The 25,773-nt window shown below is 71.8% G+C and carries 25 protein-coding genes and 2 pseudogenes; 14 read left to right on the top strand and 13 right to left on the bottom strand.

Going from position 1 to position 25,773, the window contains the following annotated elements; translation table 11 throughout:
* The first annotated feature begins 80 nt into the window (after positions 1 to 80).
* Positions 81 to 1,112: a B12-binding domain-containing protein gene (locus tag ACFZAX_RS13525; RefSeq protein ID WP_390961426.1), complete on the top strand. Its 1,032-nt coding sequence runs from the start codon at positions 81 to 83 to the stop codon at positions 1,110 to 1,112.
* A 137-nt stretch (positions 1,113 to 1,249) separates the two neighbouring features.
* Positions 1,250 to 1,696, top strand: coding sequence for a nitroreductase/quinone reductase family protein (locus ACFZAX_RS13520; protein WP_390961424.1), 447 nt, complete (start codon positions 1,250 to 1,252; stop codon positions 1,694 to 1,696).
* Positions 1,697 to 1,786: 90 nt separating this feature from the next.
* Here ACFZAX_RS13520 and ACFZAX_RS13515 read toward each other — a convergent pair whose 3' ends face one another.
* From ACFZAX_RS13515 to ACFZAX_RS13505, 3 genes and pseudogenes are all read right to left on the bottom strand, one after another.
* Positions 1,787 to 1,939: a hypothetical protein gene (locus ACFZAX_RS13515; protein ID WP_390961422.1), complete on the bottom strand. Its 153-nt coding sequence runs from the start codon at positions 1,937 to 1,939 to the stop codon at positions 1,787 to 1,789.
* 19 nt (positions 1,940 to 1,958) lie between these two features.
* A complete protein-coding gene (locus ACFZAX_RS13510) occupies positions 1,959 to 2,159 on the bottom strand; it encodes a hypothetical protein (RefSeq protein ID WP_390961420.1) in 201 nt (66 codons plus the stop codon).
* A 227-nt stretch (positions 2,160 to 2,386) separates the two neighbouring features.
* Positions 2,387 to 2,915 (bottom strand): annotated as a pseudogene (locus tag ACFZAX_RS13505) (glycosyltransferase); the annotation flags it as partial.
* A 42-nt stretch (positions 2,916 to 2,957) separates the two neighbouring features.
* Between ACFZAX_RS13505 and ACFZAX_RS13500 the strand changes: the two are divergent.
* The gene (locus tag ACFZAX_RS13500) at positions 2,958 to 3,197 is read left to right on the top strand and encodes a hypothetical protein (RefSeq protein ID WP_390961418.1); all 240 of its coding nucleotides are present in this window, start codon (positions 2,958 to 2,960) and stop codon (positions 3,195 to 3,197) included.
* A gap of 78 nt (positions 3,198 to 3,275) precedes the next feature.
* Here the strand turns inward: ACFZAX_RS13500 and ACFZAX_RS13495 are convergent, their stop codons facing one another.
* A complete protein-coding gene (locus ACFZAX_RS13495; protein WP_390961416.1) occupies positions 3,276 to 3,842 on the bottom strand; it encodes an NAD(P)H-dependent oxidoreductase in 567 nt (188 codons plus the stop codon).
* 126 nt (positions 3,843 to 3,968) lie between these two features.
* Between ACFZAX_RS13495 and ACFZAX_RS13490 the strand changes: the two genes are divergently transcribed.
* A complete protein-coding gene (locus tag ACFZAX_RS13490) occupies positions 3,969 to 4,610 on the top strand; it encodes a TetR family transcriptional regulator (RefSeq protein ID WP_390961414.1) in 642 nt (213 codons plus the stop codon).
* A gap of 69 nt (positions 4,611 to 4,679) precedes the next feature.
* Here ACFZAX_RS13490 and ACFZAX_RS13485 read toward each other — a convergent pair whose 3' ends face one another.
* The 3 genes from ACFZAX_RS13485 to ACFZAX_RS13475 all read right to left on the bottom strand — a co-directional run bounded on the left by ACFZAX_RS13485 (position 4,680) and on the right by ACFZAX_RS13475 (position 5,996).
* The gene (locus ACFZAX_RS13485; protein WP_390961412.1) at positions 4,680 to 5,111 is read right to left on the bottom strand and encodes an ATP-binding protein; all 432 of its coding nucleotides are present in this window, start codon (positions 5,109 to 5,111) and stop codon (positions 4,680 to 4,682) included.
* 64 nt (positions 5,112 to 5,175) lie between these two features.
* Positions 5,176 to 5,538, bottom strand: a complete 363-nt coding sequence (locus ACFZAX_RS13480) for an STAS domain-containing protein (protein ID WP_390961410.1) — start codon at positions 5,536 to 5,538, stop codon at positions 5,176 to 5,178.
* A 107-nt stretch (positions 5,539 to 5,645) separates the two neighbouring features.
* A complete protein-coding gene (locus ACFZAX_RS13475) occupies positions 5,646 to 5,996 on the bottom strand; it encodes a PRC-barrel domain containing protein (RefSeq protein WP_390961408.1) in 351 nt (116 codons plus the stop codon).
* A 246-nt stretch (positions 5,997 to 6,242) separates the two neighbouring features.
* Between ACFZAX_RS13475 and ACFZAX_RS13470 the strand changes: the two genes are divergently transcribed.
* From ACFZAX_RS13470 to ACFZAX_RS13455, 4 genes are read left to right on the top strand one after another with little or no spacing between them, the layout of a single operon-like run.
* Positions 6,243 to 7,883, top strand: a complete 1,641-nt coding sequence (locus tag ACFZAX_RS13470) for a SpoIIE family protein phosphatase (protein WP_390961406.1) — start codon at positions 6,243 to 6,245, stop codon at positions 7,881 to 7,883.
* Between the two features lie 2 nt (positions 7,884 to 7,885).
* Positions 7,886 to 8,971 carry a cobalamin-dependent protein gene (locus tag ACFZAX_RS13465; protein ID WP_390961541.1) on the top strand — a complete coding sequence of 362 codons (1,086 nt, stop codon included), beginning with the start codon at positions 7,886 to 7,888 and terminating at the stop codon, positions 8,969 to 8,971.
* Complete coding sequence (locus ACFZAX_RS13460; RefSeq protein WP_390961405.1) at positions 8,968 to 9,432, top strand: anti-sigma factor antagonist; 465 nt, start codon at positions 8,968 to 8,970, stop codon at positions 9,430 to 9,432. Before ACFZAX_RS13465 ends, ACFZAX_RS13460 begins: the two co-directional genes overlap by 4 nt.
* Positions 9,433 to 9,486: 54 nt before the next feature.
* Positions 9,487 to 9,996 (top strand): MarR family transcriptional regulator, encoded by a 510-nt coding sequence (locus tag ACFZAX_RS13455; RefSeq protein ID WP_390961403.1) that lies wholly within the window; start codon positions 9,487 to 9,489, stop codon positions 9,994 to 9,996.
* Between the two features lie 39 nt (positions 9,997 to 10,035).
* On the opposite strand, the gene ACFZAX_RS13450 is transcribed toward ACFZAX_RS13455, so the two are convergent.
* Positions 10,036 to 10,395, bottom strand: coding sequence for an STAS domain-containing protein (locus ACFZAX_RS13450; protein WP_390961401.1), 360 nt, complete (start codon positions 10,393 to 10,395; stop codon positions 10,036 to 10,038).
* A gap of 121 nt (positions 10,396 to 10,516) precedes the next feature.
* Complete coding sequence (locus tag ACFZAX_RS13445; protein ID WP_390961399.1) at positions 10,517 to 11,530, bottom strand: zinc-binding dehydrogenase; 1,014 nt, start codon at positions 11,528 to 11,530, stop codon at positions 10,517 to 10,519.
* Between the two features lie 139 nt (positions 11,531 to 11,669).
* On the opposite strand from ACFZAX_RS13445, the gene ACFZAX_RS13440 reads away from it, so the two are divergent.
* Positions 11,670 to 12,260 carry a TetR/AcrR family transcriptional regulator C-terminal ligand-binding domain-containing protein gene (locus ACFZAX_RS13440; protein WP_390961397.1) on the top strand — a complete coding sequence of 197 codons (591 nt, stop codon included), beginning with the start codon at positions 11,670 to 11,672 and terminating at the stop codon, positions 12,258 to 12,260.
* Between the two features lie 208 nt (positions 12,261 to 12,468).
* Positions 12,469 to 14,960 (top strand): annotated as a pseudogene (locus tag ACFZAX_RS13435) (Tn3 family transposase); the annotation flags it as partial.
* A 38-nt stretch (positions 14,961 to 14,998) separates the two neighbouring features.
* Here the strand turns inward: ACFZAX_RS13435 and ACFZAX_RS13430 are convergent.
* Positions 14,999 to 15,880, bottom strand: coding sequence for an NAD-dependent epimerase/dehydratase family protein (locus ACFZAX_RS13430; RefSeq protein WP_390961395.1), 882 nt, complete (start codon positions 15,878 to 15,880; stop codon positions 14,999 to 15,001).
* Between the two features lie 88 nt (positions 15,881 to 15,968).
* Between ACFZAX_RS13430 and ACFZAX_RS13425 the strand changes: the two genes are divergently transcribed.
* Both ACFZAX_RS13425 and ACFZAX_RS13420 read left to right on the top strand, forming a co-directional pair.
* Positions 15,969 to 16,547 carry a TetR family transcriptional regulator gene (locus tag ACFZAX_RS13425; RefSeq protein ID WP_390961393.1) on the top strand — a complete coding sequence of 193 codons (579 nt, stop codon included), beginning with the start codon at positions 15,969 to 15,971 and terminating at the stop codon, positions 16,545 to 16,547.
* Positions 16,471 to 16,983 (top strand): recombinase family protein, encoded by a 513-nt coding sequence (locus tag ACFZAX_RS13420; protein WP_390961391.1) that lies wholly within the window; start codon positions 16,471 to 16,473, stop codon positions 16,981 to 16,983. Before ACFZAX_RS13425 ends, ACFZAX_RS13420 begins: the two co-directional genes overlap by 77 nt.
* A gap of 148 nt (positions 16,984 to 17,131) precedes the next feature.
* Here ACFZAX_RS13420 and ACFZAX_RS13415 read toward each other — a convergent pair whose 3' ends face one another.
* Complete coding sequence (locus ACFZAX_RS13415; protein WP_390961389.1) at positions 17,132 to 19,483, bottom strand: AbfB domain-containing protein; 2,352 nt, start codon at positions 19,481 to 19,483, stop codon at positions 17,132 to 17,134.
* A 95-nt stretch (positions 19,484 to 19,578) separates the two neighbouring features.
* Positions 19,579 to 22,041, bottom strand: a complete 2,463-nt coding sequence (locus tag ACFZAX_RS13410; protein WP_390961387.1) for an RICIN domain-containing protein — start codon at positions 22,039 to 22,041, stop codon at positions 19,579 to 19,581.
* A 324-nt stretch (positions 22,042 to 22,365) separates the two neighbouring features.
* On the opposite strand from ACFZAX_RS13410, the gene ACFZAX_RS13405 reads away from it, so the two are divergent.
* Positions 22,366 to 23,373, top strand: a complete 1,008-nt coding sequence (locus tag ACFZAX_RS13405; protein WP_390961385.1) for an aminoglycoside phosphotransferase family protein — start codon at positions 22,366 to 22,368, stop codon at positions 23,371 to 23,373.
* A 181-nt stretch (positions 23,374 to 23,554) separates the two neighbouring features.
* On the opposite strand, the gene ACFZAX_RS13400 is transcribed toward ACFZAX_RS13405, so the two are convergent.
* Positions 23,555 to 24,076, bottom strand: coding sequence for a MarR family transcriptional regulator (locus ACFZAX_RS13400; protein ID WP_390961383.1), 522 nt, complete (start codon positions 24,074 to 24,076; stop codon positions 23,555 to 23,557).
* Between the two features lie 113 nt (positions 24,077 to 24,189).
* Here ACFZAX_RS13400 and ACFZAX_RS13395 point away from each other — a divergent pair, with 113 nt between their 5' ends.
* Complete coding sequence (locus ACFZAX_RS13395) at positions 24,190 to 25,689, top strand: MFS transporter (RefSeq protein ID WP_390961381.1); 1,500 nt, start codon at positions 24,190 to 24,192, stop codon at positions 25,687 to 25,689.
* Positions 25,690 to 25,773 lie beyond the last annotated feature (84 nt).

The following is a 25,773-nucleotide window of genomic DNA, read 5'->3' as shown; positions in this document are numbered from 1 at the left end:
TCGTTCGTGCGTCGTATCGTGGGGGAATGGACGCAACGAGTCGTAGGCGTACGGAAACACCGGAGCCGGGGAGCACGGACATGACGGGTGCCGGGAGCGCGGACGTACCCGGTGCGGGCGCCGCCCGCCCGGCCGGGTACGACGGAGGGCTGACCACCGGAGCCGTCGCGCGGCTGCTGGGCGTCGCCCCCACCACCCTCCGTTCCTGGGAGCGCCGCTACGGCATCGGGCCGGCCGAACGCGAAGGTGGCCGGCACCGGCGCTGGACCTCGGCCGACGTCGAACTCCTGATGCGCATGTGCGACTTCACCAGCGCCGGGCTACCGCCGGCCGAGGCCGCCCGGGCCGCGCTCGCCGCCGCGCCGGGTGCGGGTGCGCCCCCCGGAACCGCGACTACGCCGCCGGGGGCCGCCGCCGGGCAGGCGCGGCCCGCCCCGGCCCGCCCGTCCACCGCCCCTGGCGCCCTCCCGGTCGGCCGCGGGCGCACGGAAGCCCGGGGGCTCGCGCGGGCGGCCGTCCGCCTGGACGCGCGCGCGGTGGAGGAACTGCTCGCCCGCGCTCTGGACCGGCACGGGCTCGTGGCCGCCTGGGACGAGGTCATCATGCCGACCCTGAACGCCGTGGGGCGCCGATGGGAGAGTTCCGGCGAGCGGTACGTCGAGGTGGAGCACCTGCTCTCCTGGCACGTCTCCACCGTGCTCCGGCGCGTCGCGACGGGCCCGCCGCCCGCGCGCGGCGCCGCCGTCACTCTGCTCGCCTGCGCACCGGACGAGAACCACACACTCCCGCTGGAGGCGCTCGCCGCCGGACTGATGCAACGCGGCCTGCCCGTAAGAATGTTCGGGGCGGCCCTGCCGGTCGAGGCCCTGGAGGAGGCCGCCCGGCGCACCGGTCCCGTCGGCATCGTCCTCTGGTCGCAGGGCCGTTCGACGGCGAGCCGGTCGCTGGCCCAGCGGATCGCCTCCATCGAGTGGGGGGTACGCGGCGCCCGCACCGCCCCGACCGTGCTGCTCGCCGGGCCCGGCTGGGCGGGCCATCAGCCGGACGGCGTGCTGCGCCCCACCAGCCTGGCCGAGGCGCTCGCCCTGCTGTCGGCGCTCGCCTCCCGCTGAACCGGGGCGCGGGCGGTGGCGCGCCGCGCCGGACACCGCCCCCCGAGCAGTGGCCGGGGCGTCGGCGCTGCATGATGGACGCGGCCGTGCACGGTGAAGGTTCGGCACGGCCGCACCGAACGACGACGGGACACACCATGCCGCTCAAGGGCGAGTACGAGCCCAGCCCCACCCAGTGGGTGCGTGACCAGGTCGAGCTGTACGAGAGCTCCGGCGGGACGCAGGGCACCACGATGCGCGACATGCCGGTCGTCGTGCTCACCACCAAGGGCGCCCGCAGCGGGAAGATCCGCAAGTCCGCGCTGATGCGCGTCGAGCACGACGGCACCTATGCGGTGGTCGCCTCACTCGGCGGGGCTCCGAAGCACCCGGTCTGGTACCACAACGTGACCGCCGACCCCCGGGTCGAGCTCCAGGACGGTCCGGTCCGGCAGGACATGATCGCCCGTGAGGTGACGGGGGACGAGAAGGCCCGGTGGTGGGAGCGCGCGGTCGAGGCGTTCCCCGACTACGCCGACTACCAGAAGAAGACGGACCGGGTGATCCCCGTCTTCGTCCTGGAGCCCGCGCCGACGCCGCACTGAACCGCGCGGTCGCCTCGTACGGAAGCGACCGCCTTTCGCGGAAGGGGCCGCCTTCACGGAAGCGACCGTCTTCCGGAAGCGGCCTCGCTCTCACGGCAGCAGCCTGCGCGACCGCCTGGCCGCCACGTCCTCCACCCAGCCGAACACGGCGACGGTGGCGGCGATCAGCGGCCAGGCAACCGCGAACCGGAACCACGTGCTGTCCAGCGGCAGATGTTCTTCCAGCGACGGCACCCGCCCCATCAGTCGATCACCACCACGCTCAGCATCGGTGCGACCTCGTGCCACAGCCCGGCGGGTCGCCCACCGGCAGCACCCAGTACAGCGCGTCCGGGCCCTTCGTCCACCCGTGCAGGACCATCGCCGTGCCGAACAACGGCCCGAACACCCGGACCGGCACGAGGAGTCGGGGCGTCCTGCCGCGGATCGCCGACCACGCGGGCCGCTCCGGCGAGCGTGCCATCAGCGAACCGGCGAGCGCGACATCACGCCCATGGACGGGAAGGCGAACCCCAGCCAGGGCCATCCGAAGGCTGGTAGGTGACCCTGCGGACGGGCGCCAGGGCGCGCAGGCCGTCGACGTACGGGTCGCGGCCCCCGCTCCGCGCCGCCCGACGTGCCGTACGTCCCCCGAACGCCGTACATCCACCCTCGGCCGGGGCGCGGTTGCCGTCGTGCGGTGCGTGCCGGTCACCGGCCCGCCTCCGTGGGGGCGACCGGAACGCCCACCGCACCGGTGCGTTTCAGCTTCTGCCGGCCCAGCCGACGACCGGTCGGGGCGGAGTGGATCAGCACCGGGTGCATCATCTGCCGACAGGCGAGTTGCTGGAGCGGCATCATCAGCAGGGAGCGGTACCTCTCCCGGTCCAGCCGGAACGCGGAGGCCGAGCGGACCAGTTGCACGTCGAGTACGGCCGGCCGTGCCGGCAGTGAGCCCTGGAGGCCGACGACGAGCATCGCGCAGAGCGTGAACGCGTCGATGAGCGGGGCGACGAACTGCGTCACGGAACTGGAAGAGCACCACCAGCGGCATCCCGATCCGGCCGAACCGGCCGGAGGGTCCCCGGTCGGTGACCGGGCGGCGGTGCTTCCAGAGCGCCTGCATGGTGCCGTAGCTCCAGCCGTAGCGCTCCAACTGCCCGAAGGAGGAGGGTGCTTCGGTTCATGCGCGGGCGTGCTCGGCGTGGACGACCCGCCCTCCCGCACGGTGCGGGGCGATGGCCCGGCTCGCGAAGGTGCTGGACCTCGGCTCCGAGCAGGCGTGGAACGCCCCGCACCTCACCGTGATGGCCGGGGTCACGATGTCGCGGGGGAGACCTTCGCCCTGGCCGGCGCGGCCTCGCTGCGGACCTTCGCCGAGCGGTACGGAGTGGGCGCGCTCCCGCTGTGGGCCACCTTCCGTGACCGGGCCTGCGCCGGAGGCGGTACCGACGCGGCGGACGACTCCTGCAGCGGCGTCGCGCAGGAGGACGGGGCGTTCGGCGTGGTCCTGGGAGGCTGACCTTCCCGCCGGGACATGACGCCGTGAGGCGCCGTCCCGCCGGAGCGGGGACGGCGCCTCACGGGCGTATCGGTGTGCTCAGACGGTCTGCGGCTCGGCGGTGGCCGCCTTCGCCAGCTCGGCCAGGACGGCGGTGAGCTGCTGCGCGACCTCTTCGTCGTCCGCCGGGTGCGTCTCGGCGAAACGGACGACCGAGCCGGGCACGGAGAGCTTGACCTCTTCCAGCACCGAACCACCGGCGATGCCGACGGCCTTGCGGGCGTCGTCCTGGGCCCACACGCCGCCGAACTGGCCGTACGCGGTGCCGACGACGGCGACCGGCTTGCCGGTGAACGAGCCGGCGCCGAACGGGCGGGAGTACCAGTCGATCGCGTTCTTCAGGACGGCCGGGATGGTGCCGTTGTACTCGGGGGAGAAGAGGAGGAACGCGTCGGCGCTGTTGGCGGTCTCGCGGAGCCTCGCGGCCACGGCCGGGAGCTTGCCCTCGACGTCGATGTCCTCGTTGTAGAAGGGCAGGTCGGCGATCTCGTCCTGGATCACGACCTCCACGCCCTCGGGAGCGAGCTTCACAGCGGCCTCGGCCAGCTGGCGGTTGTGGGAACCGGAGCGGAGGCTTCCGACGAGAGCGACGATGCGAGTGGACATGGGGGACTCCTGTGAAAAGCGCCGGGCTCGGCGGCGGAAAAATTAACCGGACCGTGGTCCGGTCATGGGTATAGCACGCCAAGCGGACCGGGGTCCACTTCCTGTGGAGCGCGTTACGCTGGTGCGATGACCGCGCAGACCGGATCCGAAGAGGCTTCCTCCGCCCGCCCCGTCACGCTGCTGCCCCTGGCCGGTCATGAGCCCCAGGAGCGCGCCGACGCCGCCCGCAACCGTATCCGCCTGCTGGAAGCCGCATCCCGGCTGGTCCGGGAGGTGGGGGCCGAGCACGTCACGATGGAAGCCGTCGCCACCGCGGCCTGCGTCGGCAAGGGCACCGTCTTCCGGCGCTTCGGCGACCGGGTCGGTCTGATGACCGCGCTCATCGACCACGCCGAGAAGGAATTCCAGAACGCGGTCATCTGCGGACCGCCGCCGCTGGGCCCCGGTGCGCCGCCGCTGGAGCGGCTGGAAGCCTTCGGCGTCCACACCATCCGCCACATGATGAAGTACGTCGATCTGTACGTGGAGGCGGACAACTGCCCGACCCGCCGCTACAGCGCCCCCGCCCGCACGGTGCGTGCCTTTCACGTCACCGACCTGCTCCGGCGGGCCGGCGCGACCGGTGACCTGGAGTTGCTGACCCAGGTGCTGCTCGCCTACCTGGACCCCTCATTCCTCAACCACCACCGCAACGGACGATGTTTCTCGGCCGAGCGTATCGAGGACGGCTGGAAGGACCTGGTGGCCCGGGTCACCCACCGCTGCTGAACCGCCGACAGACCCGGGGGCGCGCGGGGCGGCGGGGCCGGTGAGGGCGCGCGGCCCCGGGACGACGCCTCAGAACAGGGTGATGAGCACGCTGATCCGCTTGCCGCGCTCCTGCTGGGTGATGGTGACCCGCTTCGAGAGCCGCCGCACCAGCGGCCAGCCGTACCCCCCGACCCGTACGGTGTCGGGAAGCGGAACCGCGGTCCGCGGCTCCGCGGGACTGGCGTCCGCCACGTCCAGCAGCAGCCCCTCACCGCTGAGCCGGGCGCTGAACCCGGTGAGCCCGCCCCCGTGGCGGATGGCGTTCGTGACCAGTTCCGACGTCACCAGCAGCGCGTCCGAGATGACCACGTCGTCCGGGTCCATGCCCCCCAGCGTGCAGAACTGCTCGTCCAGCAACTCGCGCACGATGGCGCGCGCGGCGGCGGCGTCGCCGGGCAGGGTGAGCCCCGTGCCGACGGGTCCGCCTTCGTCGCGGCCCACCGGATGTTCCCTGCTCACGTGCTCCTCCGCCCCCTGTGCCACGGCCCCGTCGCGGTGACGGGCCGTGCGTGTCGTGCCGGCTTCAGCATGCGGCCGCCTCTTCCACGCTCGTGGCCATGGTGAAGGCGCCCGCCGTGCCGGTGACCTCGAACAAACGACGTACGGCGGTGCGGAAAGGGCCCGCGAGCACCAGTCCCACGCCGGCGCGTTCGTGACGTGCGCGTGCGTCGAGCAGGGCGTGCAGTACCGCGGAGTCCGCGAATTCCGTCTCCGACAGGTCCACCACAGTACGTTCTGTCCCCATCCGCAACGCCGCCCCGAGGGCCTCGGCCAACTCGGGCGCCCCGGAATTCTCGTCGGCGTCGCCCTGTACCCGGACAAGTGCGAACCCGTCCGCCCGGACCAGGAACGCCGTCCCCCTGGCCGGTCTCTTACGTCCGGTCATTTCACTGATGGCGCTTCACCCCGGAGTCGTACGAAAGGGCGGACGAGGAATGCCGTACCGGGCCCGCGACGGTCGCCCGTACGCGGCCCGGACGGAAGGGACCGGCATCACGGCGTCAGAATTCCTGCGTAGTAGGAGCCGAGGCGCGTCAAATAGGCCGGGTCATTGGTGTCCTGGTCGCGGGCGAAGCGAGGGGCGCCCTTCACCTGCTCCTTCGTGCAGAGCAGGGTGATCACCCGGTGTTCGGCATCCACCCGCGCGACCATACCCATGGGAATGGCGGTACTGCGACCGAATTTCCACAGACCGGTGTCGACGACCAGGTGGTCGAATTCAGGGACGAGAGAACGCCGGTCCACTGTTCCCAGAGTGTCGTCGGAAGCCTCGACCGAGAACTCCGTCGGATCCGTCCCGGCCAGGACATCGATCGCGACGGGGCCGCACCAGACATTTCTCATCTTCTCGCCTTTCCTCCCGCACGCGGCTTCGCGTGGGTCTCCACCACCGCTTTCCCCGAGTGCCGGAACTCACACAGGAAGACATCGCGCGCGCGAGGGGCGCCCCGCCGCACCCCCGCGCCGGGGTGCCCGGAGCCATGACGGGTTGCCAGGAGTGCCTCCGGTGGAGGAGTGTTGCCGGGGGGCAATGATTCTGTCGTCGAGTGGATGAGGTGAGGGGTTCGCGCAGCGGGCCTTCGACTTTTGGTGACTTCCGCGAACCGGGCGCCTGCCGCCCGTGCGAGCACTCGGACCGAACCGGTCTGGGACACCGCTCCCTGCCCCGCCCTGGTCGTGGGGCCGAGGGGAGCGGTCGAACGGGCCAATGACGCCGCGGCTGCCCTCTTCCCCGAGGCCCGCCCCGGAACGCCCCTGACGGACGCCGTCCCGTCCTGGCTGGCGGACGCGCACCTGGTCCGCCGGACCGGGAAGAGCCCGGCCACGGCCGCCGGCCCTGTCGGCGACCGCAGCTTCGAGGCGCACCCGGCCGGTCAGGAGGACGGCGGCGTGGTGTGGTGGCTGGTGGACGACACCGACCGGCTGCGCGCCGCCGAGGCGCTGCGTGGCGAACGCGAGCGCACCGCCTTCCTGACCGAGGCGTCCGACCGGCTGCTGGCCTCGCTCAACCTCGACAAGTGCGCCGAGTCGACCGCTCAGCTGGCCGCCGCGCACCTCGCGGACGCGGCCCTGGTGGTCGCCCCGTCCGTCGGCGGCACGCTGATCGCCCGCTGCTCCGGCGACGGCATCCCCACGCTCACCCGGGAACGCGTCGACCCCGACGCGGTGCCCGGCCTCGCCGAGGCGCTCCAGGGGTTTCCGCCCGTGCCGTCGCGGTGGATGGACCCGGCCCTCGCCCCGTCGTGGGTGGTGCCGCCGGACATGGCCGACGTGGGCTCCATCGTCGTCACCCCACTGCCCGGCCACGGTGTCCCGGCCGGAGCCCTCATCCTGCTCCGCCGGGGCGAGCACCACGCGTTCAGCCGGAGCGAGGAGACCTTCGCCCGGCTGTTCGCCGCCCGGGCCGGCGCGGCGATGTCCGCCGCCCGCATGTACGCCGAGCAGGCGTCGATCACCGAGACGCTGATGCGCGAGCTCCTGCCCCCGGCCCTCCACCAGGTCTCCGGAGTGGAGTTCGCCGGCGGCTACCGCGCCTCGCGCGACACCGAGCGGGTGGGCGGCGACTTCTACGACGTGCACCCCGCGGCGGTCGAGGGAGAGCCCTCCCTCGCCGTGCTCGGGGACGTGTGCGGCAAGGGCCTGAACGCCGCCGTGCTCACCGGGAAGATCCGCAACACCCTGCACGCGCTGCTGCCGATGGCCGACGACCACCAGCGGATGATCGACCTCCTCAACGGCGCGCTCCTCAACTCCCACCACGCCCGGTTCGCCACCCTCGTCCTCGCCTCCGCGGTGCGCGAGTCCGCCTCGGTGCGGCTGCGGCTGACCAGCGCCGGGCACGCCGCTCCGATGATCGTCCGCGCGGACGGGACGGTGGAGGAGGCGGCCACCCGGGGCACCCTGGTGGGCGCGCTCCCCGAGGCCAGGGCCGAGACGGTGGAGGTCGTCCTCGCACCGGGGGAGAGCTGCGTGATGTTCACCGACGGGATCACCGAGGCCAGGGGCGGGCCCCTCGGGGACTCCCTCTTCGGCGAGGAGCGGCTGCGGAGTGCGCTGTCGCGGTGCGGAGGGATGCCCGCCGAGGCCGTCGTCGAGCACATCCAGATGCTCGCGGCCCAGTGGGTCGGTGCGGGACGTCACGACGACATGGCCGTCGTGGTCATCGCCGCCCCGCGTACCCACCACCTCAGCGCGGTGGACGGCCACACCCGGGGCAGGTTCACCGCATGAGCATGACGCACACCCTGGCACCGGACCACTCGCTGTCGTCGCTCCGGGACGCACTGTGGGACGCCGTCCTGGAAGGGGACGAGTACACGGCCACCGGTCTCGTGCTCGACGCCCACCACGACGGCGCGGACGCCGAGAGCCTCCTGCTGGACGTCGTCGCTCCCGTGCAGGGCCTGGTCGGCGTCGAGTGGGCCGCCAACCGCATCACCGTCGCCCAGGAACACGCGGCCACCGCGATCAACGACCGGGTCGTCGGCGCCCTCTCCCGGAGCCCCGCGACGGGCGGGGCCCGCACCACCGGTGCGTCCGGGCGGGTGACCGTCGCCTGCGTCGACGGCGAGTGGCACGCCCTGCCGGCCCGCATCCTCGCCGAGGTGCTGACCCTGCGCGGCGTGCGGGTCGACTTCCTCGGCGCCCAGGTCCCCACCGCGCACCTGATCGCCCATCTGCACCGCACCGGCGCCGACGCGGTGGCCCTGTCCGCCTCCCTCGCCACCCGGCTTCCCGTCGCCCACGGCGCGATCACCGCCTGCCAGGCGACCGGCACTCCGGTCCTCGCCGGAGGGGCGGCGTTCGCAGCGGACGGCAGGTACGCCCGCCTGCTCGGGGCGGACGCCTGGGCCCCCGACGCCCGGACCGCCGCCGGTCTCCTGGCGGCGGGGATCACCCCCCGTACGCCGCGGGTCCACCAGCCCATCGACGATCTGCCCCACCTCGGCGACCAGGAGTACACCCTGGTGGTGCGCAGCAAGGCGCAGCTGGTGAAGGCGGTCCTCGTCGGGCTGGACGAGCGCTTTCCCGGAGCGCGCGCCTACTCCGAGGAGCAGCGCGAGCGGACGGCCGAGGACGTGGCGCACATCGCCGACTTCCTCGCCGCCGCCCTCTACACCGACGACCCGGAGCTCTTCACCGGATTCCTCGACTGGACCGGGGACATCCTGACGGCCCGCGGGGTACCCGCGCTCTCCCTGGTCCCGGCACTGGAGGTGCTGGGCGAGGAGCTCAGGGACTTCCCCCGGGCCACCCACCACCTCCGCCTCGCGACCGCCCGCCTCCGTCCGAACACCCCCCACGGGAAGCACGCATGACGACCACGCCCTCCGACGCCTTCCGGCTCAGCACGCGGTACGACGCACAGGGCGCGGTCCTGGTGGAGTTGTGCGGAGACCTCGACCACACCCAGACCGACACGCTGCTCGACACCGTGAGGGAGCAGCTGGCCGGGAACCCGGACACGCGCGAACTCCGGCTCGAATGCGCCTCGCTGGAAACGATCGACTCCTCCGGGCTGGCCGCGCTGATCATGATCCGCAGACGGGCCGACCAGGCGGGCGTCCGTCTGGTGCTGGACGGGCGCCGAGCCGCGCTCGACCGGCTGCTGGAGGTCACGGGTACGCTGGAGTACCTCACCACGACCCCCATGGACGCGGAGCGGACCTCGGGGCAGAGCATGCGGACCACCTCCACGTCCGCGCACGAGGCCCCCTCCGTCACCGAGGGCGTACGACACCGCTCGGCCCGTCCCACCGGCCCGGACGGCACAGCCTGACGCACGCCGTGCGCCCGGCCCGCCCCGGGATACCGGGAACAGAGGGGGAACGTCATGACGTCCGACGCCGAGGTCGCGCCTTTGGGCCACGACGACGTGGCGTCGGCGGCGGGCGACATCGTGGAATTGCTCGACCTGCTGTGGGAACGGACTCGCGACCGGGGCTGGGCGGCCCCCGCGTCCCTGGCCCAGCTCCGTCTGATGTACGCCGTCGACCGCGAGGACGGCATCAGGATGAGGGCGCTCGGCGCCGTGCTGAACGTGTCCGCGCCCTCGCTCAGCCGACTGTGCGACCGGCTCCAGTCCGTGGGCTTCGTGGAGAGGCGGCCCAGCCCCCACAGCGGACGAGAGGTGACGCTGAGTCTGACGACGCGGGGGCACGCGCACCTCGCCGAGGTGCGCAGGAAGCGGGGCGAGGTGCTGACCACCGCGATCGACAGCATGCCCGCCGGGCAGCGCGCCGAGCTGGCCCACGGACTCACCGGGCTACGGGACGCGCTGGGCGGCCGCCCGGTGGCTCATCGGATGTTCGCCGGACCAGCTGTGCGCGGCCCGGCGGACTGAGCCGCAACCTCGCTCGCCGGGTTGCGGGCTGACATGGCGTCAGCTCGCACGATGCTCGGGCGCGTCCCCGGCGGTCCCCACCACGACGAAGTGGTCCAGCGTCCCGGTGACGGTGAACAACCGCCGCACCTGCGGGCGGAGGGGCCCGGCGATGATGAAAGCCCGTCCCCGGAGCCGGTGTCCGCGCTCCGCCGCCAGCAGTTCGTTGAGCAGCCCGCTGTCCCCGAAGGTGACACCGGACAGGTCGACCACCGTGGCGGGCAGGTTCGCCTCCGCGGCCTCCTCCCAGGCGGCGGAGAGGAGATCGCGCTCCGCCTGGTCGACCGCGCCGGTGACACCGATCACGAACACGTCCGGCGCTCTCGCCACCCGAACGGTGGCACTCTCGTCCCAGCTCATGGCCCCCATTTTCACAGCACCGGCGCGACGCCCGGACGACACCCCCCGGATGTGCGGGCGGAGCGGTACCGCCCGCACGTCCAGGGGTGCGCCGCATGCGCCACCCCTGCCCGAGGGTCCGTCAGGGACGCAGGATCAGACGGATGGGGTCACCCTGCTTGCGCTCCAGCCGGGCCACGGCCTCGGCCGCTTCCGCCAGCGGCAGGGTCCCGCTGATCGAGCCGGAGAAGTCCAGCCGCCCGCCTTCGACCAGCCCGAGGAGCTGAGGGAGGGCGACGGGCATGTCGGAGCCGTAGTGGCCGAGGATCCGCTGCTGGAGGTAGCTGAACCGGGTGCCCTGCGTGACCGTCAGCGGCTTGTCGGTGAGGCCGACCAGCACGAGCCGTCCCCCCTTCGCGAGGGCGGTCAGCGCCTGCTCGCGCACGGCGGGCACCCCGGCGAAGTCGAAGGCGGCGGCCAGTCCCGCGCCGGCGGTGACCGCGTGCACCCGCTCCGCGAGGTCCGGAGCGGCCGGGTCGAGCGCCAGATCGGCTCCGGCGGCGAGAGCGCGCTGCCGGGCGGTCGGGTTCGGGTCGACGGCGACGATCGGGTACGCGCCCACGGCGCGCAACAGCTGCACCGCGTGCACCCCGAGCCCGCCCACGCCCCACACACCCACCGCCTCGGCGGGCCGGACGCCGGCGGTCGCGGTGATCGCGCCCCACGGGGTCGACACCGCGTCCGGGATGATCGCGCCCTGGTCGAACGGGATGGCGTCGGGCAGCAGCGTCAGCGCGTCCTCGGCGGACAGGGCGTACTCGGCCCAGCCGCCGTCGTAGTCGACGCCCCGGGTGTACGTGACGCCGTCACGGGTCTCGCCCGCGTACAGCACCACGCGCTGACCGGGCGTCCAGGACGTGACGCCCTCGCCCGTCGCGGCGATCGTGCCGGACACCTCGTGACCGAGGGTGACGGTGTCGCCGTCCAGCAGCTGCGGGGTGAGGCTGCCGCCGATGAGGTGCACGTCGGAGAGGCACACCCCGGCCGCCTCGACCTTCACGAGCACCTGACCGGGGCCGGGCTGCGGCCGGGGCACCTCCTCGACGCGCAGGGTGCGGCTCGGGACGTGCAGGCGTGCGGCGAGCATCTGCTCCATGACGTGACCTCCAAAAGCGGTGTTCCCTCGACGGCCGCCGTATAACGCAGGTCGCCTTGCATTGGACGGTACGACGGTTCGGGAGCCCTGCGCAAGTGGGGTTGCTTTAGGCTGGCCGCATGACCTTCAGGCAGGCCACATGACCACGCCCCGCCCCGCCGCCCCGCCGCTGCGCCGACGCGGCGAGAACATGCGCAGAGCCGTTCTGGCCGCCGTCATGGAGATCCTGGCGGCCGACGGACTGGCGGGCGCGACCGTTTCCGCCGTCGCCCGGTCCGCCGGAGTGCACGAGACGTCGATCTACCGGCGGTGGAAGACCCGCGAGAACCTGATCGCCGAGGCGCTCGTCGCCGAACTCGACGCCGCCGTCCCCGTTCCCGACACGGGAGACGTGACGGAGGACCTCACGACGTTCTTCGTCTCCCTCGTCCGGCTGCTGCGCACCGCCCACGGCCAGGCGCTGCTGCGGCTGAGCGTCGAGCGGGACGACACCCTGGAGGACCGCCGTGGCCCGTACTGGAAGGACCGGCTGGAACGCGGGGCCGTCATGGTCCGGCGTGGCGTCGAGCGCGGCGAACTCGCCGGGGACACCGATGCCCGCCTGTTCATGGAGGCGGTCAGCGGCCCTCTCTTCGCCCGGGTCCTGGTGAGCGACGCGCCGCTCGACGAGGAGCTGGCGGAGCGGCTGGTCGCCCTGGTGCTCGACGGCGCGCGACCCCGCCCGGCCTGAGTGCGGGTGTGAGTAGTTGAGGTACAGAAAGTGCCGGTGAGATTGATCTTGCTCGGCCAGCACACCGGCCCGTAGTGCTGCTGGGCTTCGGCGATACCCGCTGGGCGGGTCTTCCCAGGTGGCTACGGTCCAGGCCGTGCCGGTGGAGTTTCTGACTGATGAGCAGGCCGAGGCGTACGGGGCATTCACCGCAGTGCCCACGCGCCCGGAGCTGGAGCGGCTGCGCACGCCGCCGGTGAAGACGACGGGCACCGCGATGGTGCGGCCATGGAGCGGGTGGAGGAGATCTCCGCGTTCGCGCTGGGCCGGGTGAACCTGTCGCGGGTGCCGGTGAACAGGCTGTCCGCGCCGGCCCGGTACGGGCAGCTGAGCAAGGCGCAGACGATCGAGCGGTCCCCGGAGCCGCGGCGTACCGCACTGCTGACCGCGGTGGTGCGTCAGCTGGAGGCGCAGGCGGTCGACGACGCGCTCGACCTGTTCGCGCTGCTGATGGCGAACCGGCTGATCAGCCCCGCGCGGCGCGTCTCGGACCGCGAACGCCTCGCGATGCTGCCGCAGCTGGAGAAGGCGGCCCGGATTCTGGCGAAGGTGTCGAAGATTCACACCGAGGAGCTGGACCTGGTCGCCGAGCACGACGCGGACCTGGACGTAGCCGCGCTGTGGGCGGCCGTGGAGGAGGCGGTGCCGCGGACGGCGGTCTCCTCGGCGGTGGCGACCGCGGAGGCACTGGTGCCGGATGACGACGGGTCGGCCGAAGCGGCGATGCGCGAGAAACTCGCCCTGCGCTACAACACCGTGCGCCCCTTCCTGTCGCTGCTGGGTGAGTCGGACGCGCTGGGCGCGGCCCCGGCCGGGCGGCGCCTGGTGAAGGCGGTACGCCACCTGCCGCGCTCGCGCACCGCAGGGTCAAGGACCGGCCGCTGCTGGCCCGCGAGGTTGACGCCGAGCTGGTGCCCGCGGTGCGGAAGCGGGCGGTGTTCTCCAACGCCAAACTGCTCCAGGGCGCCGTCGACCGGGACGCGTACGTGGTGTGCGTGCTGGAGCAGCTGCACCGCGCGCTGAACCGGCGCGACGTGTTCGCCGCCCCGTCGAACCGCTGGTCCGACCCTCGCGCGAGGCTGCTGGACGGCCCGCGGTGGGAGGCGATGCGCGGGAACGTCCTGGCGGGCCTGTCCCTGACCGAGGATGCCGACGAACACCTTGCCCGGCTCGTACGCGGGCTGGGACGCGGCATGGCGGCAGATGGCCGACCGATTGGAGGAAGCCGGGGACGACGCGAAGGTGGAGATCGTCGTTCCCGAGGGCGGCGGCCGCGCCAAGCTGTCGGTGGACAAGCTCGGCGCGGTGGGCGAGCCGGAGTCGCCGACCTGGCTGAAGAACACCACGGAGGCGATGCTCCCCAGGATCGACCTGCCGGACCTGCTGTTCGAAGTCCACTCCTGGACCGGATTCCTCGACGCCTTCGGCCACGCCTCCGAGCGGCGTACCCGCATGGAGGGGCTGCTCGTCTCCCTGGTCGCACTGCTGGTCTCGCAGAGCTGCAACATCGGCTTGACACCGGTCACCGACCCGGAGAACAAGGCGCTCACCCGCTCGCGCCTGTCCCCTGTTGACCAGAACTACGTACGTGCCGACACCATCGCCGCGGCGAATGCCGCGCTCATCACCGCCCAGTCCCGCATCGAGCTGGCCCGGATGTGGGGCGGCGGCCTGCTCGCGTCCGTCGACGGGCTGCGCTTCGTCGTCCCCGTCAAGAGCATCCACACCGGCCCCTCACCCAAGTATTACGGGTACAAGAGGGGCCTGACCTGGCTCAATGCAGTCAATGACCAGGTCGCGGGGATTGGCGCGATGGTCGTACGCGGCACCCCGCGCGACAGCCCCTACACGCTGCTGAACCTCGACGGCGGGGTGAAGCCGGAGATGGTCGCGACCGACAACGCCTCGTACTCCGACATGGCCTTCGGCCTGTACAAGATGTTCGGCTTCCGCTTCGCCCCGCGCTTCCGCGATCTCTCGGACCGGAGGTTATGGCGGGCCGACCTGCCCGACGGTGAGGCACCGGCCGCCGGGTACGGGCCGCTGGAGGCCATCGCCTGCAACACGGTGAACCTCAAACGGATCGCCACGCACTGGCCGGACATGCTCCGGGTCGCCGGGTCGCTCATCACGAACCAGGTCCGTGCCCATGCCCTGCTGCGGATGCGGCCGCGAGGGCCACCCGACCCCGCTCGGCGCCGCGTTCGCCGAGTACGGGCGGATCGACAAGACCATGCACCTGCTCGCGCTGGTCGACCCGGTCGACGACACCTACCGCCGACTGATGAACCGGCAGCTGACCGTGCAGGAGTCCCGCCACCGTCTGGCCCGCGCGATCTGCCACGGCGGCCGGGGCCAGATCCGCCAGGCATACCGCGAGGGCCAGGAGGACCAGCTCGCCGCCCTCGGCCTGGTCCTCAACGCCGTCGTCCTGTGGAACACCCGCTACCTCGACGCCGCCGTCGCCCAGCTCCGCGCCGAGGGCTACGACTCTAGGACGAGGACGTCGCCCGCCTCTCCCCGCTCAAGGACCGGCACATCAACTTCCTGGGCCGCTACCTGTTCAACATCAAGGCCAGCGGACCCGGTCAGGGACTGCGCCCCTTTCGTGACCCCGACCCCGACCCCGACCCCGACGCCGACGCAGACGACGGGGACTGACGGCCGGTGTTGCTCAGTCTGTGTTCTGTCGAAACCCGTCAGGGCTGAATGTTCTCCAGGTCCTTGAGGAGGCTGGGGTGCGTCGGCTGCCACCCGAGGGCGTTGCGGGTGTGGGTGCTGGATGCAGGCTGGTCCATGGCGAAGATCGGGCCGAACGGGCCGAAGGTCTCCTCCGACACCGCCTCGACCGGCAGGCCCAGCCGTCGGCCGACGACCGTAGCGATGTCCCGCACCGCGTCGCCCTCGTCGGCCACGGCGTGCCAGGCTGTCCCGGCCGGTGCCGATTCGAGGGCCAGACGGAACAGGACCGCTGCGTCGAGCGCGTGCACGGCAGGCCAGCGCTGGGTGCCGTCGCCCGGGTAGCCGGCCACTCCGGTGCGGCGCGCTTGATCGGTCAACAGGCCGGCGAATCCGCCCTTGCCCTCGTTGTGGACCGTGCGCGGCATGCGGACAGCCGTGCTGCGCACACCACTCGCGGCCAGATCCAGCAGCGTATTGACCGAACGGCCCCGACCGCCAACCGGTCCGTCGGACGGCAGCGGATCGGCCTCGGTGGAGGCGCGATCCGGCACCCAGGGCGTACCGGAGACCGCGACGATCGGGCGGTCGCTTCCGATGAGTTCCTGCCCAAGCGCGGCGAGAGCAGCGCTCTCCTCGGTGATGGCCTGCGCGAGTGCATCCGGACTGCTGTAGTCGCGTCCGAACGCCAGACTGATCACGCCGTCGGACTGCGCAGCGCCGGACCGCAGGACGTCGACGTCCGCCAGATCTCCTCGCAGCACCTTGGCACCGGCGCTCTCAAGGGTCTGCGCGGAGCCGTCCGAGCGAGCCAGTGCGAGAACGGTGTGGCCGTTGCTGAGCAGTTCGGCGACGACGGCGGAGCCGATGGTGCCGGTACCGCCGGTGATGAAGACGCGCATGAGCTCTCCCTGAAAGTGATGGGACCGTTGTCCCATCACTGACCTTACACGGTGACGGGACAGGTGTCCCATCACCTATTCTGGTCTCATGACTAGATGGCAACCAGGGGCGGCCCAGCGACTCGTCGTTGCGGCCGTCGACCTGTTCACCGAGCAGGGGTACGACGCAACCACAGTGACGCAGATCGCCGAGCGCGCCGGCGTCACCAAGAGCACCTTCTTCCGGCACTTTTCCGACAAGCGAGAGCTACTGGTCGCCGGCCAGGAGACGCTCAGCAGGCTGCTCGCCGACGGCATCACCGAGGCGCCTGCGAGCGCCAGCCCGCTCCAGGCGGTGGCAGCCGGTCTCGAGCGCGCATCGAGCGCCATGGGGCCGACCAACCGCGAACTCGGCCCCCGCCTCAAAGCGGCTGTGGCAGCCAGCACCGAACTTCAGGAGCGTGACGCCCTCAAGAGCGTCGGTCTCGCGGCCGCCATGACAGCCGCGCTCATCGCACGAGGTGTCCCCGAGTCGACTGCGCACCTCGCGGGCGAGCTGGGAGTCCTCGCGTTCAAGCGGGGCTACGCCCAGTGGTCCGAAAGCGATCGCGATGACACAGAAGGGATCGCGCCTCATGCACTGGCAGCCCTGGAGGACCTGCGCGCGGCAACTGCGTCGCTGGGCTGATCAATGCCACCCGACTGTTCGCCCACCGGGCCGCCGCAGCCTCCAGGGCCTCATCAACATGGTCGCCGAGCTACGCGTGCGCGGAATCGGCTTCACCTCGCTGCACGAGAACCTGGACACCACCACCCCCGGTGGCCGACTCGTCTTCCACGTCTTCGCTGCGCTCGCCGAGTTCATTCGCGAGCTCATCGTCATCGGCACCAAGAAGTGCCTGGCCGCCGCCCGCGCCCGCGGCCGGGCCGGCGGACGCCCCAGCGTCGCCACCGAAGAGATCATCCGCGCCGCCCGCGACCTGCTGCCCGACCCCGGCCGCTCGATCACTTCAATCGCCAAGCTCCTCGGGGTCTCCCCGGGCACGCTCTACAACCACATCCCGGACCTGCGCGAGCTCCGCGCCGGCACCCTGCCCCGCCAGCTCGAAGCGCCCGCGCGGTAAGTAGACTCGAGCAAGATCAATCTCAGCGGCACTTTCTGTACCTCAACTACTCACACCCGGAGTACGGGCACGCCGGGCATGCCGGTGGCCGGCCCGCCGGAAGCGCTCCGACGGACCGGCCACCGAAAGGCGGACCCGGACGATCAGGTCACGGCGTCCAGGGCGCGTCCACCGACCACGTGGTGTCCTCGGTGAAGGAGGCCGCGTTGTCCCAGGCGTTGGTGCCGCCCGGAGTGGCCAGCCACACCTCGGAGTTGGTGTGGCGCATGAAGCTGCCGGGCAGGTTGGCGCTGGTCAGCCGCACTCCGCCGGACCCCGCGACCGCGCACCAGGTGGCGTCCGCCTTGAAGAGCGCCGAACCGTCGTTCGCGTCCCGGCGGACCCGGAAGTTCGCGTGCCGGAGGTACTCGCCGGGGTAGTTGCGGGACTCGAAGGAGTAGCAGTTGCCGTTCGCCAGACCGGTGACGACCTTCCACGTGGCGTCGCTCTTCAGCAGTGCGCTGCTGTTGGCGTCGACGACCTCCGTGTACGCGAGCCCCTCCGAGTGGCGCAGGTACTTCGTGGTGTAGCCGGGGGTGGTGACCCGCAGCGACTTGTACTGCCCCGTCGGCAGCGTCACCGCGGTCGTCGCCGCTTTCGAGGCCGCGACGAGGGCCTGGTTGGCGGCCTTCACCCGCGCCGCGTCCACCTTCACCACCTGACGGTCGTAGGTGAGAAGCCCGTTCGCCTCGTTCTCCACGTCGGTGATCTCCGTGTAGACCGAGGCCGACAGACCCGCCGGCATCTGACCGACCCGGATGCTGTCGATCAGGCCCACGAACCGGTTGTTGAGGGCCGACAGGCTCGCCTGGTCCTCGTAGCTGAAGCCGCCGCCCGGGTACCACTCGTGGCCCGCGACCTTCCAGCCCAGCCCGCCGAACTCGCCGAGCACGGCGGCCCGTGTCGAGGAGGCCGCGGTGTTGCCCGGTCCGACGTAGTTGTGGTTGTCCACGACGTCACCGTTGCCGCCGTCCACCGCGCCGCAGCAGTTGACCCCGCTCATGTTGTCGACCAGCCGGGACGGGTCGTACGCCTTGACGTCGTTGGCGATCCTGGCCTGGTCGTACTGGCCCCAGCCCTCGTTCTCGTTCACCCACATCACCAGCGACGGCGAACTGCGGTGCTGGTCGATGATCGCGTGGTACTCCGCCTCCCACTGGGTCCGGGCCGCGCTGTCCGGCGACTTGCCGGTGTCCATCGCGGGCATGTCCTGCCAGACGAGGAGCCCGAGCCTGTCCGCCCAGTAGAACCAGCGCTGCGGCTCGACCTTGATGTGCTTGCGGACCATGTTGAACCCGAGGTCCTTGTGCGCCTGGAGGTCGGACCTGAGGGCGGCGTCGGTCGGCGCGGTGTAGATGCCGTCCGGCCAGTAGCCCTGGTCCAGCGTGCCGGTCTGGAAGACGAACTTACCGTTGAGGACCGGGCGCAGGACATTGCCCACCTTGGCGATGGCGACGGACCGCATCCCGGTGTAGCCGCCCACCGTGTCGGTGACCGCGGTCCCGTCGAGCAGCTCCGTCTTCACGTCGTACAGGAACGGGTCCTCGGGGGTCCACAGGTGCGCGTTCGGCACCGGCACGGAGATCTCCGCGCCCACCGTGCCCGTCGCCGTGCCCACCGTCGTACCGCCCGTCGAGACGGTCACCCGGGCACTGCGGCCCGAGGCCCCCGCCGCCTGCACCTTGACCCGCAGGGTGCTGTCACCCAGGTTCGGGGTCATGTCCAGCCGGGTGACGTGGGCGGTGGCCACCGGCTCCAGCCAGACGGTCTGCCAGATGCCCGAAGCGGCGGTGTAGAAGATCCCGCCGCCCGAGTGCGGGGCCACGTCGTTGATCCGCTGCTTGCCGACGGCCTGGCCGCCGGTCTGCGTCGGGTCGTAGACCGACACCACCACGGTGTTCGTCCCGCCGTTCAGTTGCGGGGTGATGTCGTACGAGAACCCGTCGTACCCGCCCTTGTGCGCGCCCACCTGGGTGCCGTTGACCCAGACCGTGGTCTGCCAGTCGGAGGCCCCGAAGTTGAGCTGCACCCGACGGCCGCTCCAGTTCGACGGAATGCTGAACGTCCGCTTGTACCAGAGCTTGTCGTTCTCGGTGATCTTGCGCTGGATGCCCGAGAGCGCGGACTCCGCCACGAACGGCACCCGGATCTGCTCGGTGAACGACGCGGGCCGGCCGGCGTCCCTACCGGTGACCGCGAAATCCCAGATGCCGTTGAGGTTGGCCCAGTCCGGGCGGGTGAGCTGCGGGCGCGGGTACTCGGGCAGCGGCTGGTCGACCGGGACCTGGTTGGTCCACGGCGTCGTCATGGGTGCCGTCTTCGGCGACCAGGCGGTGGCCGCCGCGGCGGCCGGAGCCGTACCGGCCCCGACCAGGGCGCCGGCCACCAGAGCCAGCAGGCCGGTGCCTGCGGTCAGCCGTCGCCACCAGGTTCTGCGGCGCGGTGCGGGTGCGGACTTCATCCTGAGACCTCCTTCACGTGGGTGCTCCGCGCGCCGGGACCGGCGCGCGGAGTGGTGCGCGCAGTGGTGCAGGGGAGATCCGGCGGTGCTGCTGGTCAGAGCAGCTGCCAGAGGTGGTCTGCGGTGCCGTTGTCGTCGTACTGCACGACATGGGCGCTGTCGGCGAGGGACATCAGATCCACGCCGAGCACCTTGTCCGAGTGCCGGTTGCGGATGCGGTACCAGCCGTCGCCGTTCGGCACGAGCTGCCAGAGGTGGTCGTCGGTGTCGCTGTCGTCGAACTGGACGACGTGCGCGCTGTTGGCCGTGGACATCAGGTCGACGCCGAGCACCTTGCCGGAGTGCCGGTTGCGGATGCGGTACCAGCCGTCGCCGTTGGCGACCAGCCGCCAGAGGTGGTCGTCGGTGCCGGTGTCGCCGAACTGCACCACGTGGGCGCTGTTCGTGGTCGACATCCCGTCGACGCCGAGCACCTTGCCCGAGTTCTTGTTGGCGATCCGGTACCAGCGGTCCGCCAGCCAGGGCGCCGCGTCCGGTGCCGTCGTCGGGAACGACGTGATCCGCAGCCGCGCCGCCCCCATCGGGACGAGGGTGACCTGCTCGATGGGCTCGGTGCTGCGCGCCGGGCTCTGCTGGAGCGGCGCCACCACGTGCTCGTCGTCGGCGCTCCACTCGGGGATGCGGCGGGCGCGCGCGGTCAGCGTGAGCGGGGTGCCCTCCAGGGTGAAGGGGTTCGAGCCGGCCGCCGGCCGGGCGGACCGCTCACGCGCGCGGGCACGCGGGGCCGCGGTGGCCCGGGGCAGCGCGCCGTCCAGCACCAGCCCGTAGTTCCACGGGGTGGTCGCGTGCACCGCGTACTCCGGGAACTGGTCGGTGCCGCCGATACGCTCGTAGCTCTCGCCGATCCGGAGCGAGTACGTGAGCGGCCCGCGGTCGATGCTCACCGAACCGTGGTTCTCCGCCCAGGTGCGTACGGTGGTCTGCTGCGGGAAGCGCAGCGTGACCTGGTCGCCGTTCTTCCAGGTGCGGTCGACGCGGGTGAAGGCCGGACCGGCGGGGGCGGTGACGCGCTGCCCGTTGACCCGGATATCCGGCGCGGTGCACCAGGCCGGGACGCGCAGCACCAGCGGGAACTTCAGCTGCTTCGGGGACTTGAGGGTCAGGGTGACCGTGTCCGTGAAGGGGTAGTCGGTCTCCTCGGTGATCGTGACCCGGGTACCGTCCGCGACCGTCGCCGTCACCTCGCTGGCCGCGTACATCGCCGCAGCCAGGCCGCCGTCGGGGGTGGCGAGCCAGAGCTCCTCTAGGAAGTACGGCCAGCCCATGCCGTAGTTGTGCGGGCAGCAACGGTACTGGTCCACGCCCGGGAGGTACGCCTGCATCGCGAAGCCGTTCTGGAACTGCCGGTCCCGCTTGGGCTCGTTGTCCAGGTCGACGCTGTTGGCGCTGGTGATGTAGTGGATCGCCCTGCCCGAGGGGTCGAGCGAGGCGGGCAGCGAGTTGAACGCCAGGTCCTCACAGCGGTCCGCCCACAGCGGGTCGCCCGTGATCCGGGTGAGCAGCTGGTGGCTCGCCATGAACTCCACGATGCCGCAGGTCTCGAACCCCTGCCGGGGATCGCCGTGCCCGGCGCGGGCGTTCTCGTCGCCGGCGATCCCGCCGCCGGGGAACTGCCCGTACTGGCCCATCGCCTTGGCGTACGTACCGTACGTGTCCTTGGTGTCCTGCGCCGAGCCGCTGCGCAGCGCGTACTGGGCCGGTTCGCGGAAGCCCTGCGCGATGTTGACGTTGTGCGGGTTGACCAGGTTGTCGCCCCAGTCGGCGCCGTTCTGGTGGATCTTGTCGGCGAGGTCGAGCAGGAAGGTGTCGCCGGTCCGGTTGAACAGCCAGAAGACGCTGTCCAGGCCGTCGCCCCAACGCAGCGCGATCCAGCTGGTGTTGAAGGCACCCGGGCCCTGGGCGTTCATGTACCGGAAGAACCGGCTGAGGAAGGGGATGACCCGGGTGTCGCCGCTGTACTCCTGCCAGGAGCGCAGTGCCTGGACCAGCGGGAGGAAGGGCCAGAAGTCCGGTCCGCCGTTGAGCGAGGTACGCAGCGCCTTGGGGCCGAAGAACCCGTCCGGCTGCTGCGTGGTGAGGATCGCGTCGACCCAGCGCCGGGTCGCGGCGAGCGCCTTCGCGTCGCCGGTGACGATCGCCAGGTCGGTGTATCCCCGCAGCCAGTACGGGACTTCCTCCCAGCCGCCCTGATCGGTGTGCACCCAGCCGGACGTGTCGAAGTCGAGGAAGTGGGAGAACTCCTCGTAACGCCCGCAGAGGCCGTCCAACTGGAGTTGGAGCTGGCCGGCGAGCCAGCCCCGTGCCTTGACCTGGCCGGGCGGCAGCTTCAGGAACGCGGTCGGGTGCAGCGGGGCGGCGTTCGGGGCGTAATGGCCGCCGCGCGCCACCGGCGCCACGTGACCCGCCGCGGTCGCGGTGGTGGCCCAGCGGCCCATGGCGGCGGTCGAGGCGGCGGTGACCAGGGCGCTGGTCATGAAGTGCCGACGGTTCAGGGGCATGTGGAAGCTCCACTTCTGCTCTGCGGCAGCCTCGTTCCGCGCTCTGCTGCTACGGCTCCGGCGCATGGCGAGGGAGGCTGTCGCGTTCCGGTGCGGTGGTGCGACACCTTCTATGCAACGTTGGAAAAGTGATGTCGGCGGTATGACAGCACGGCCACGAGCCGGTGTCCAGAGATCGCGCAGCGGTTGGTGCGGTGCCGGGCGTGTGGTGCCGGGGTGCGGTGCCGGAGTGCGGTGCCGGAGTGCGGTGTCCCGGGCGCTGTGCCGCCCGCTCCGGCGGAAAACGGATGGAGGCGGCGGCAGGCACGGTGGTGGGATGGGGCGATGAGGCGCGACGAGTCGGCGGCAGTGGACCGGGGACAGTTCCAGGACGCGGTGACGCCCTGGGAGACCCGTACGTGGCGGGAGGCCGCCCTGGGGTGGGTGGAGGGCGAGCTCGCGGCGCGCGGGCTGCGCGAAGCGGGTCGGCGATCGGTGCGGCTGCGACCGTGGTCCGTCCTGGTGCGGATTCCCGTCGAGGGGCAGGGAGCCGTGTTCTTCAAGGCCTCCCCGCCCGCGAGCGCCTTCGAAGCGGGGCTGGCGCAAGCCCTGTCGCGGTGGATTCCCGGGCGCGTGCTGGAGCCCATCGCCGTCGACGCCGAGCAGGGGTGGTCGCTCCTGCCGGACGGTGGTCCCCTCTTCCGGGACGAGCTGAACCGTGGAGCCGCGGGCCCGGCGGAGTGGGAGGAGATGCTGCGGCAGTACGCGCGAGCACAGCGGGAACTGGCTCCGTACGTCGGAAGAATGGAAGCACTCGGTGTTCCGGACGGGCGCGTGGCGGCCCTTCCGGAGATCTTCGACCGGATGGTCGAGGACAACGCCGTGCTCGCTCCGGCCGACCGCGCGGCGTTACGGGACATCCGTCCCCGTCTCGCGCAATGGTGCGCAGAACTCGCGGGCTTCGGAATCGCCGAAACGCTCGACCATTCCGACCTGCACGACGGCCAGACGTTCGTGCCGGAACCGGGCCGCTTCCTCTTCTTCGACTGGGGAGACGCGGCGCTCGCGCACCCCTTCGGCGTCCTCCTGATTCCCGGGCGCGTGGTCCGCGAGCGATACGGCCCCGAGGCGCTGCCGCGCCTGCGTGACGCCTACCTGGAACCATGGACGGGGACCGGCCACACCGCCGTCGAACTGCGACGAGCGGTCAGCCTGGCGTGGCGGCTCGGAGCGATCGGCCGAGCCCGCTCCTGGGGCCGGCTCTTCCCGGGCGCGGCGCGTGGTGCGGGCGACCTGGGGTCCGTGGACGGCGCCCGTTGGCTGCGGGAATTGCTCACCGATCCGCCTCTTTGACGGGAAATCGGGCGGCCGGGTCATCGGATGGTTGCCATGACTCCTTCCTGAGCCAACTCGGAACACCTTGCCGGGTGGTCCGCCACATCACGGACGAGGCCCTCACCACACGTACCGCCGGAAACGAGACGGGCTGAGTAGCCGTCGTCATGTCGGCCGGCCCGCCTGTGAGCCTGACCACTCAGGAGGTCCGGCGCCCGGGGGAGGGGGCGCCGGGTGTCTCCGCGTCCTGGTGCCCGAGGTGGGTGTCCATGGTGGCGTTCAGGTCGGCCATGAATCCCTCGAACCGCTCCAGGAACCGGGGCGGGTACTGCGCCATCGTGGTGTCGAGGCGGTCGGCGAGCGGGCCGAAGAACTCGTCCGCGCGTTCCTGGATGTGTCCGCCGCTGCGCAGGGTGACGACGCGGCGGTCGGAGTGCTCGCGGGCGCGGGTGATGTGCCCCGCCGCTTCGAGACGGTTCAGCAGCGCGGTGGTGGCGCCCGTGGAGAGGGAGATCCGCTCGCTCAGGCGGGCGGGCGACAGGGGAGTGCCGCGCTCCTCGGCGGCGGCGATCTCCAGGACCGCGGTCGCGTCGGTGGAGTGCAGGCCCAGCCGGGCGGCGAAGCGGCGGCCGAGTTCGGTGTAGTGGCCGCCGTAGACCCTCAGCGATTCCATCAGCCGCTCGCGCCGCTCCGCGACGCCGTCGTTTTCGGCTTCCTCCATGTCGGCCCTCCGCCTTTCCCTCGTGCCCGTGCGGTCCGCCCGGCCGCTTTTGACAACCTACCGCCCCCACTTTACCTTCATGGTGGAATTACTTCACCATGGAGGTATCTGGCATGGGCAATCCCCCCACCACCCCCGACGGGACGACCGCGCCCTACCGGTGGCGATGGCTGATCCTGGTGGCGATGCTCGTCGCGGAGATCATGGACCTCCTCGACGCCTCGATCGTCAACGTCGCCGGACCGGACCTGGAGAGGTCTCTCGGCGCCGGCTCCGTCGGCCTGCAATGGGTGATCGGCGGCTACGCCCTCACTCTGGGCGCCGGGCTGATCCTCGGTGGCCGGCTCGGTGACCGTTACGGCCGGCGCCGGATGTTCCTGATCGGCCTGGCCGCCTTCACCGCGAGCTCGCTGCTGTGCGCCGTCGCACCGAACATCGAGTCGCTGATCACCTTCCGTCTGCTGCAGGGCGCCGCCGGGGCCATGCTCCTTCCCCAGGGTCTGGGCCTGCTGCGGGAGAACTTCTCCGGCTCCGAGCTCACCAAGGTCTTCGGGATCTTCGGCCCCGTGCTGGGGCTGGGCGGCATCATCGGCCCCGTTCTCGGTGGCTTCCTCATCGAGGGCGACTTCTTCGGCCTGGGCTGGCGGGCGGTTTTTCTGGTCAACCTGCCCATCGGCCTCGCCGCACTGATCGTCGCCGCGACGTTCGTACCGAAGAAGGCGGGCGATCGCGCCGTGCGCGTCAACACCGCCGGCGCGGCCCTCGTGGCGGCGTCCTGCGCCCTGCTCGTCCTGCCGCTGAACCAGGGCCAGGAGAACGGATGGCCGCTGTGGACCTGGCTGTCCATGGCCGCCGCGGCGGTCGGGTTCGTCCTGTTCGCCGTGGAGCAGCGCCGGGCCGCAGCCGGGGGCCGCGAACCGCTGGTGGCCCCGGGGCTGCTGCGCAAGCCCGCCTTCGCCGTCGGACTCGGCGGCATCGCCCTGTTCTTCGGCGGGCTGGTCGGCACCCAGCTCGTGCTGACCCTCTACCTCCAGATCGGCCGGCACTTCACCGCGGGGGAGGCGGGACTGGGCAACCTGCCGCTCGCGGTGGGCACCGCGATCGGCGGCGCCGTCAGCGGCGCGTTCCTCGCCGACAGGATCGGCCGCAGGGTGCTGCAGATCGGACCGGTCGTCCAGCTCGCCGGCGCGGCGCTGCTGTGGAGCGAACTCGACGGCCTCGACGCGGCCTCGTTCTCCATCCGGGACATCGCCCCGGGCGTGGCGGTGGCGGGCGTCGGTGCCGGAATGGTGATCGCCGCCCTGTTCAGCTTCGTCCTCGCCGCGGTCGACGACGACGAGATCGGATCCGCCTCCGGCGTCCTGTCGGCGGTCCAGGCGGTCGGCGGTTCCCTCGGGGTCGCGGTCTTCGGGTCGGTGTTCTTCGACCGCGCCGAGGCCGGTGACTTCACCGCCGGCATCCACCACGCGTTGATCGTCCAGGCGGGCCTGCTGGCGGCCTTCCTCGCGATCACCTTCCTGCTGCCCGCGCAGGGGCGCCCCGAGGACGAGCAGCACGGCATCGCCCCCGAGGCGGACGCCGGGAGCACCGACGTCCCTCGCCTCGGTGTGTGAAACCGCCCGCTCACCCGGCGAGGACGCGAAAAACCGGCGGCCGGCACCCCGGGCAGAGGGTGCCGGCCGCCGGCGCGTGCGAGA

The sequence above is a fragment of the Streptomyces sp. NPDC008125 genome (assembly GCF_042957125.1).
In the GTDB taxonomy this organism is placed as follows: Bacteria; Actinomycetota; Actinomycetes; order Streptomycetales; family Streptomycetaceae; genus Streptomyces.
The sequence above is the reverse complement of the archived record's forward strand: the minus strand, read 5'-3'. Positions and strand labels throughout refer to the sequence as shown.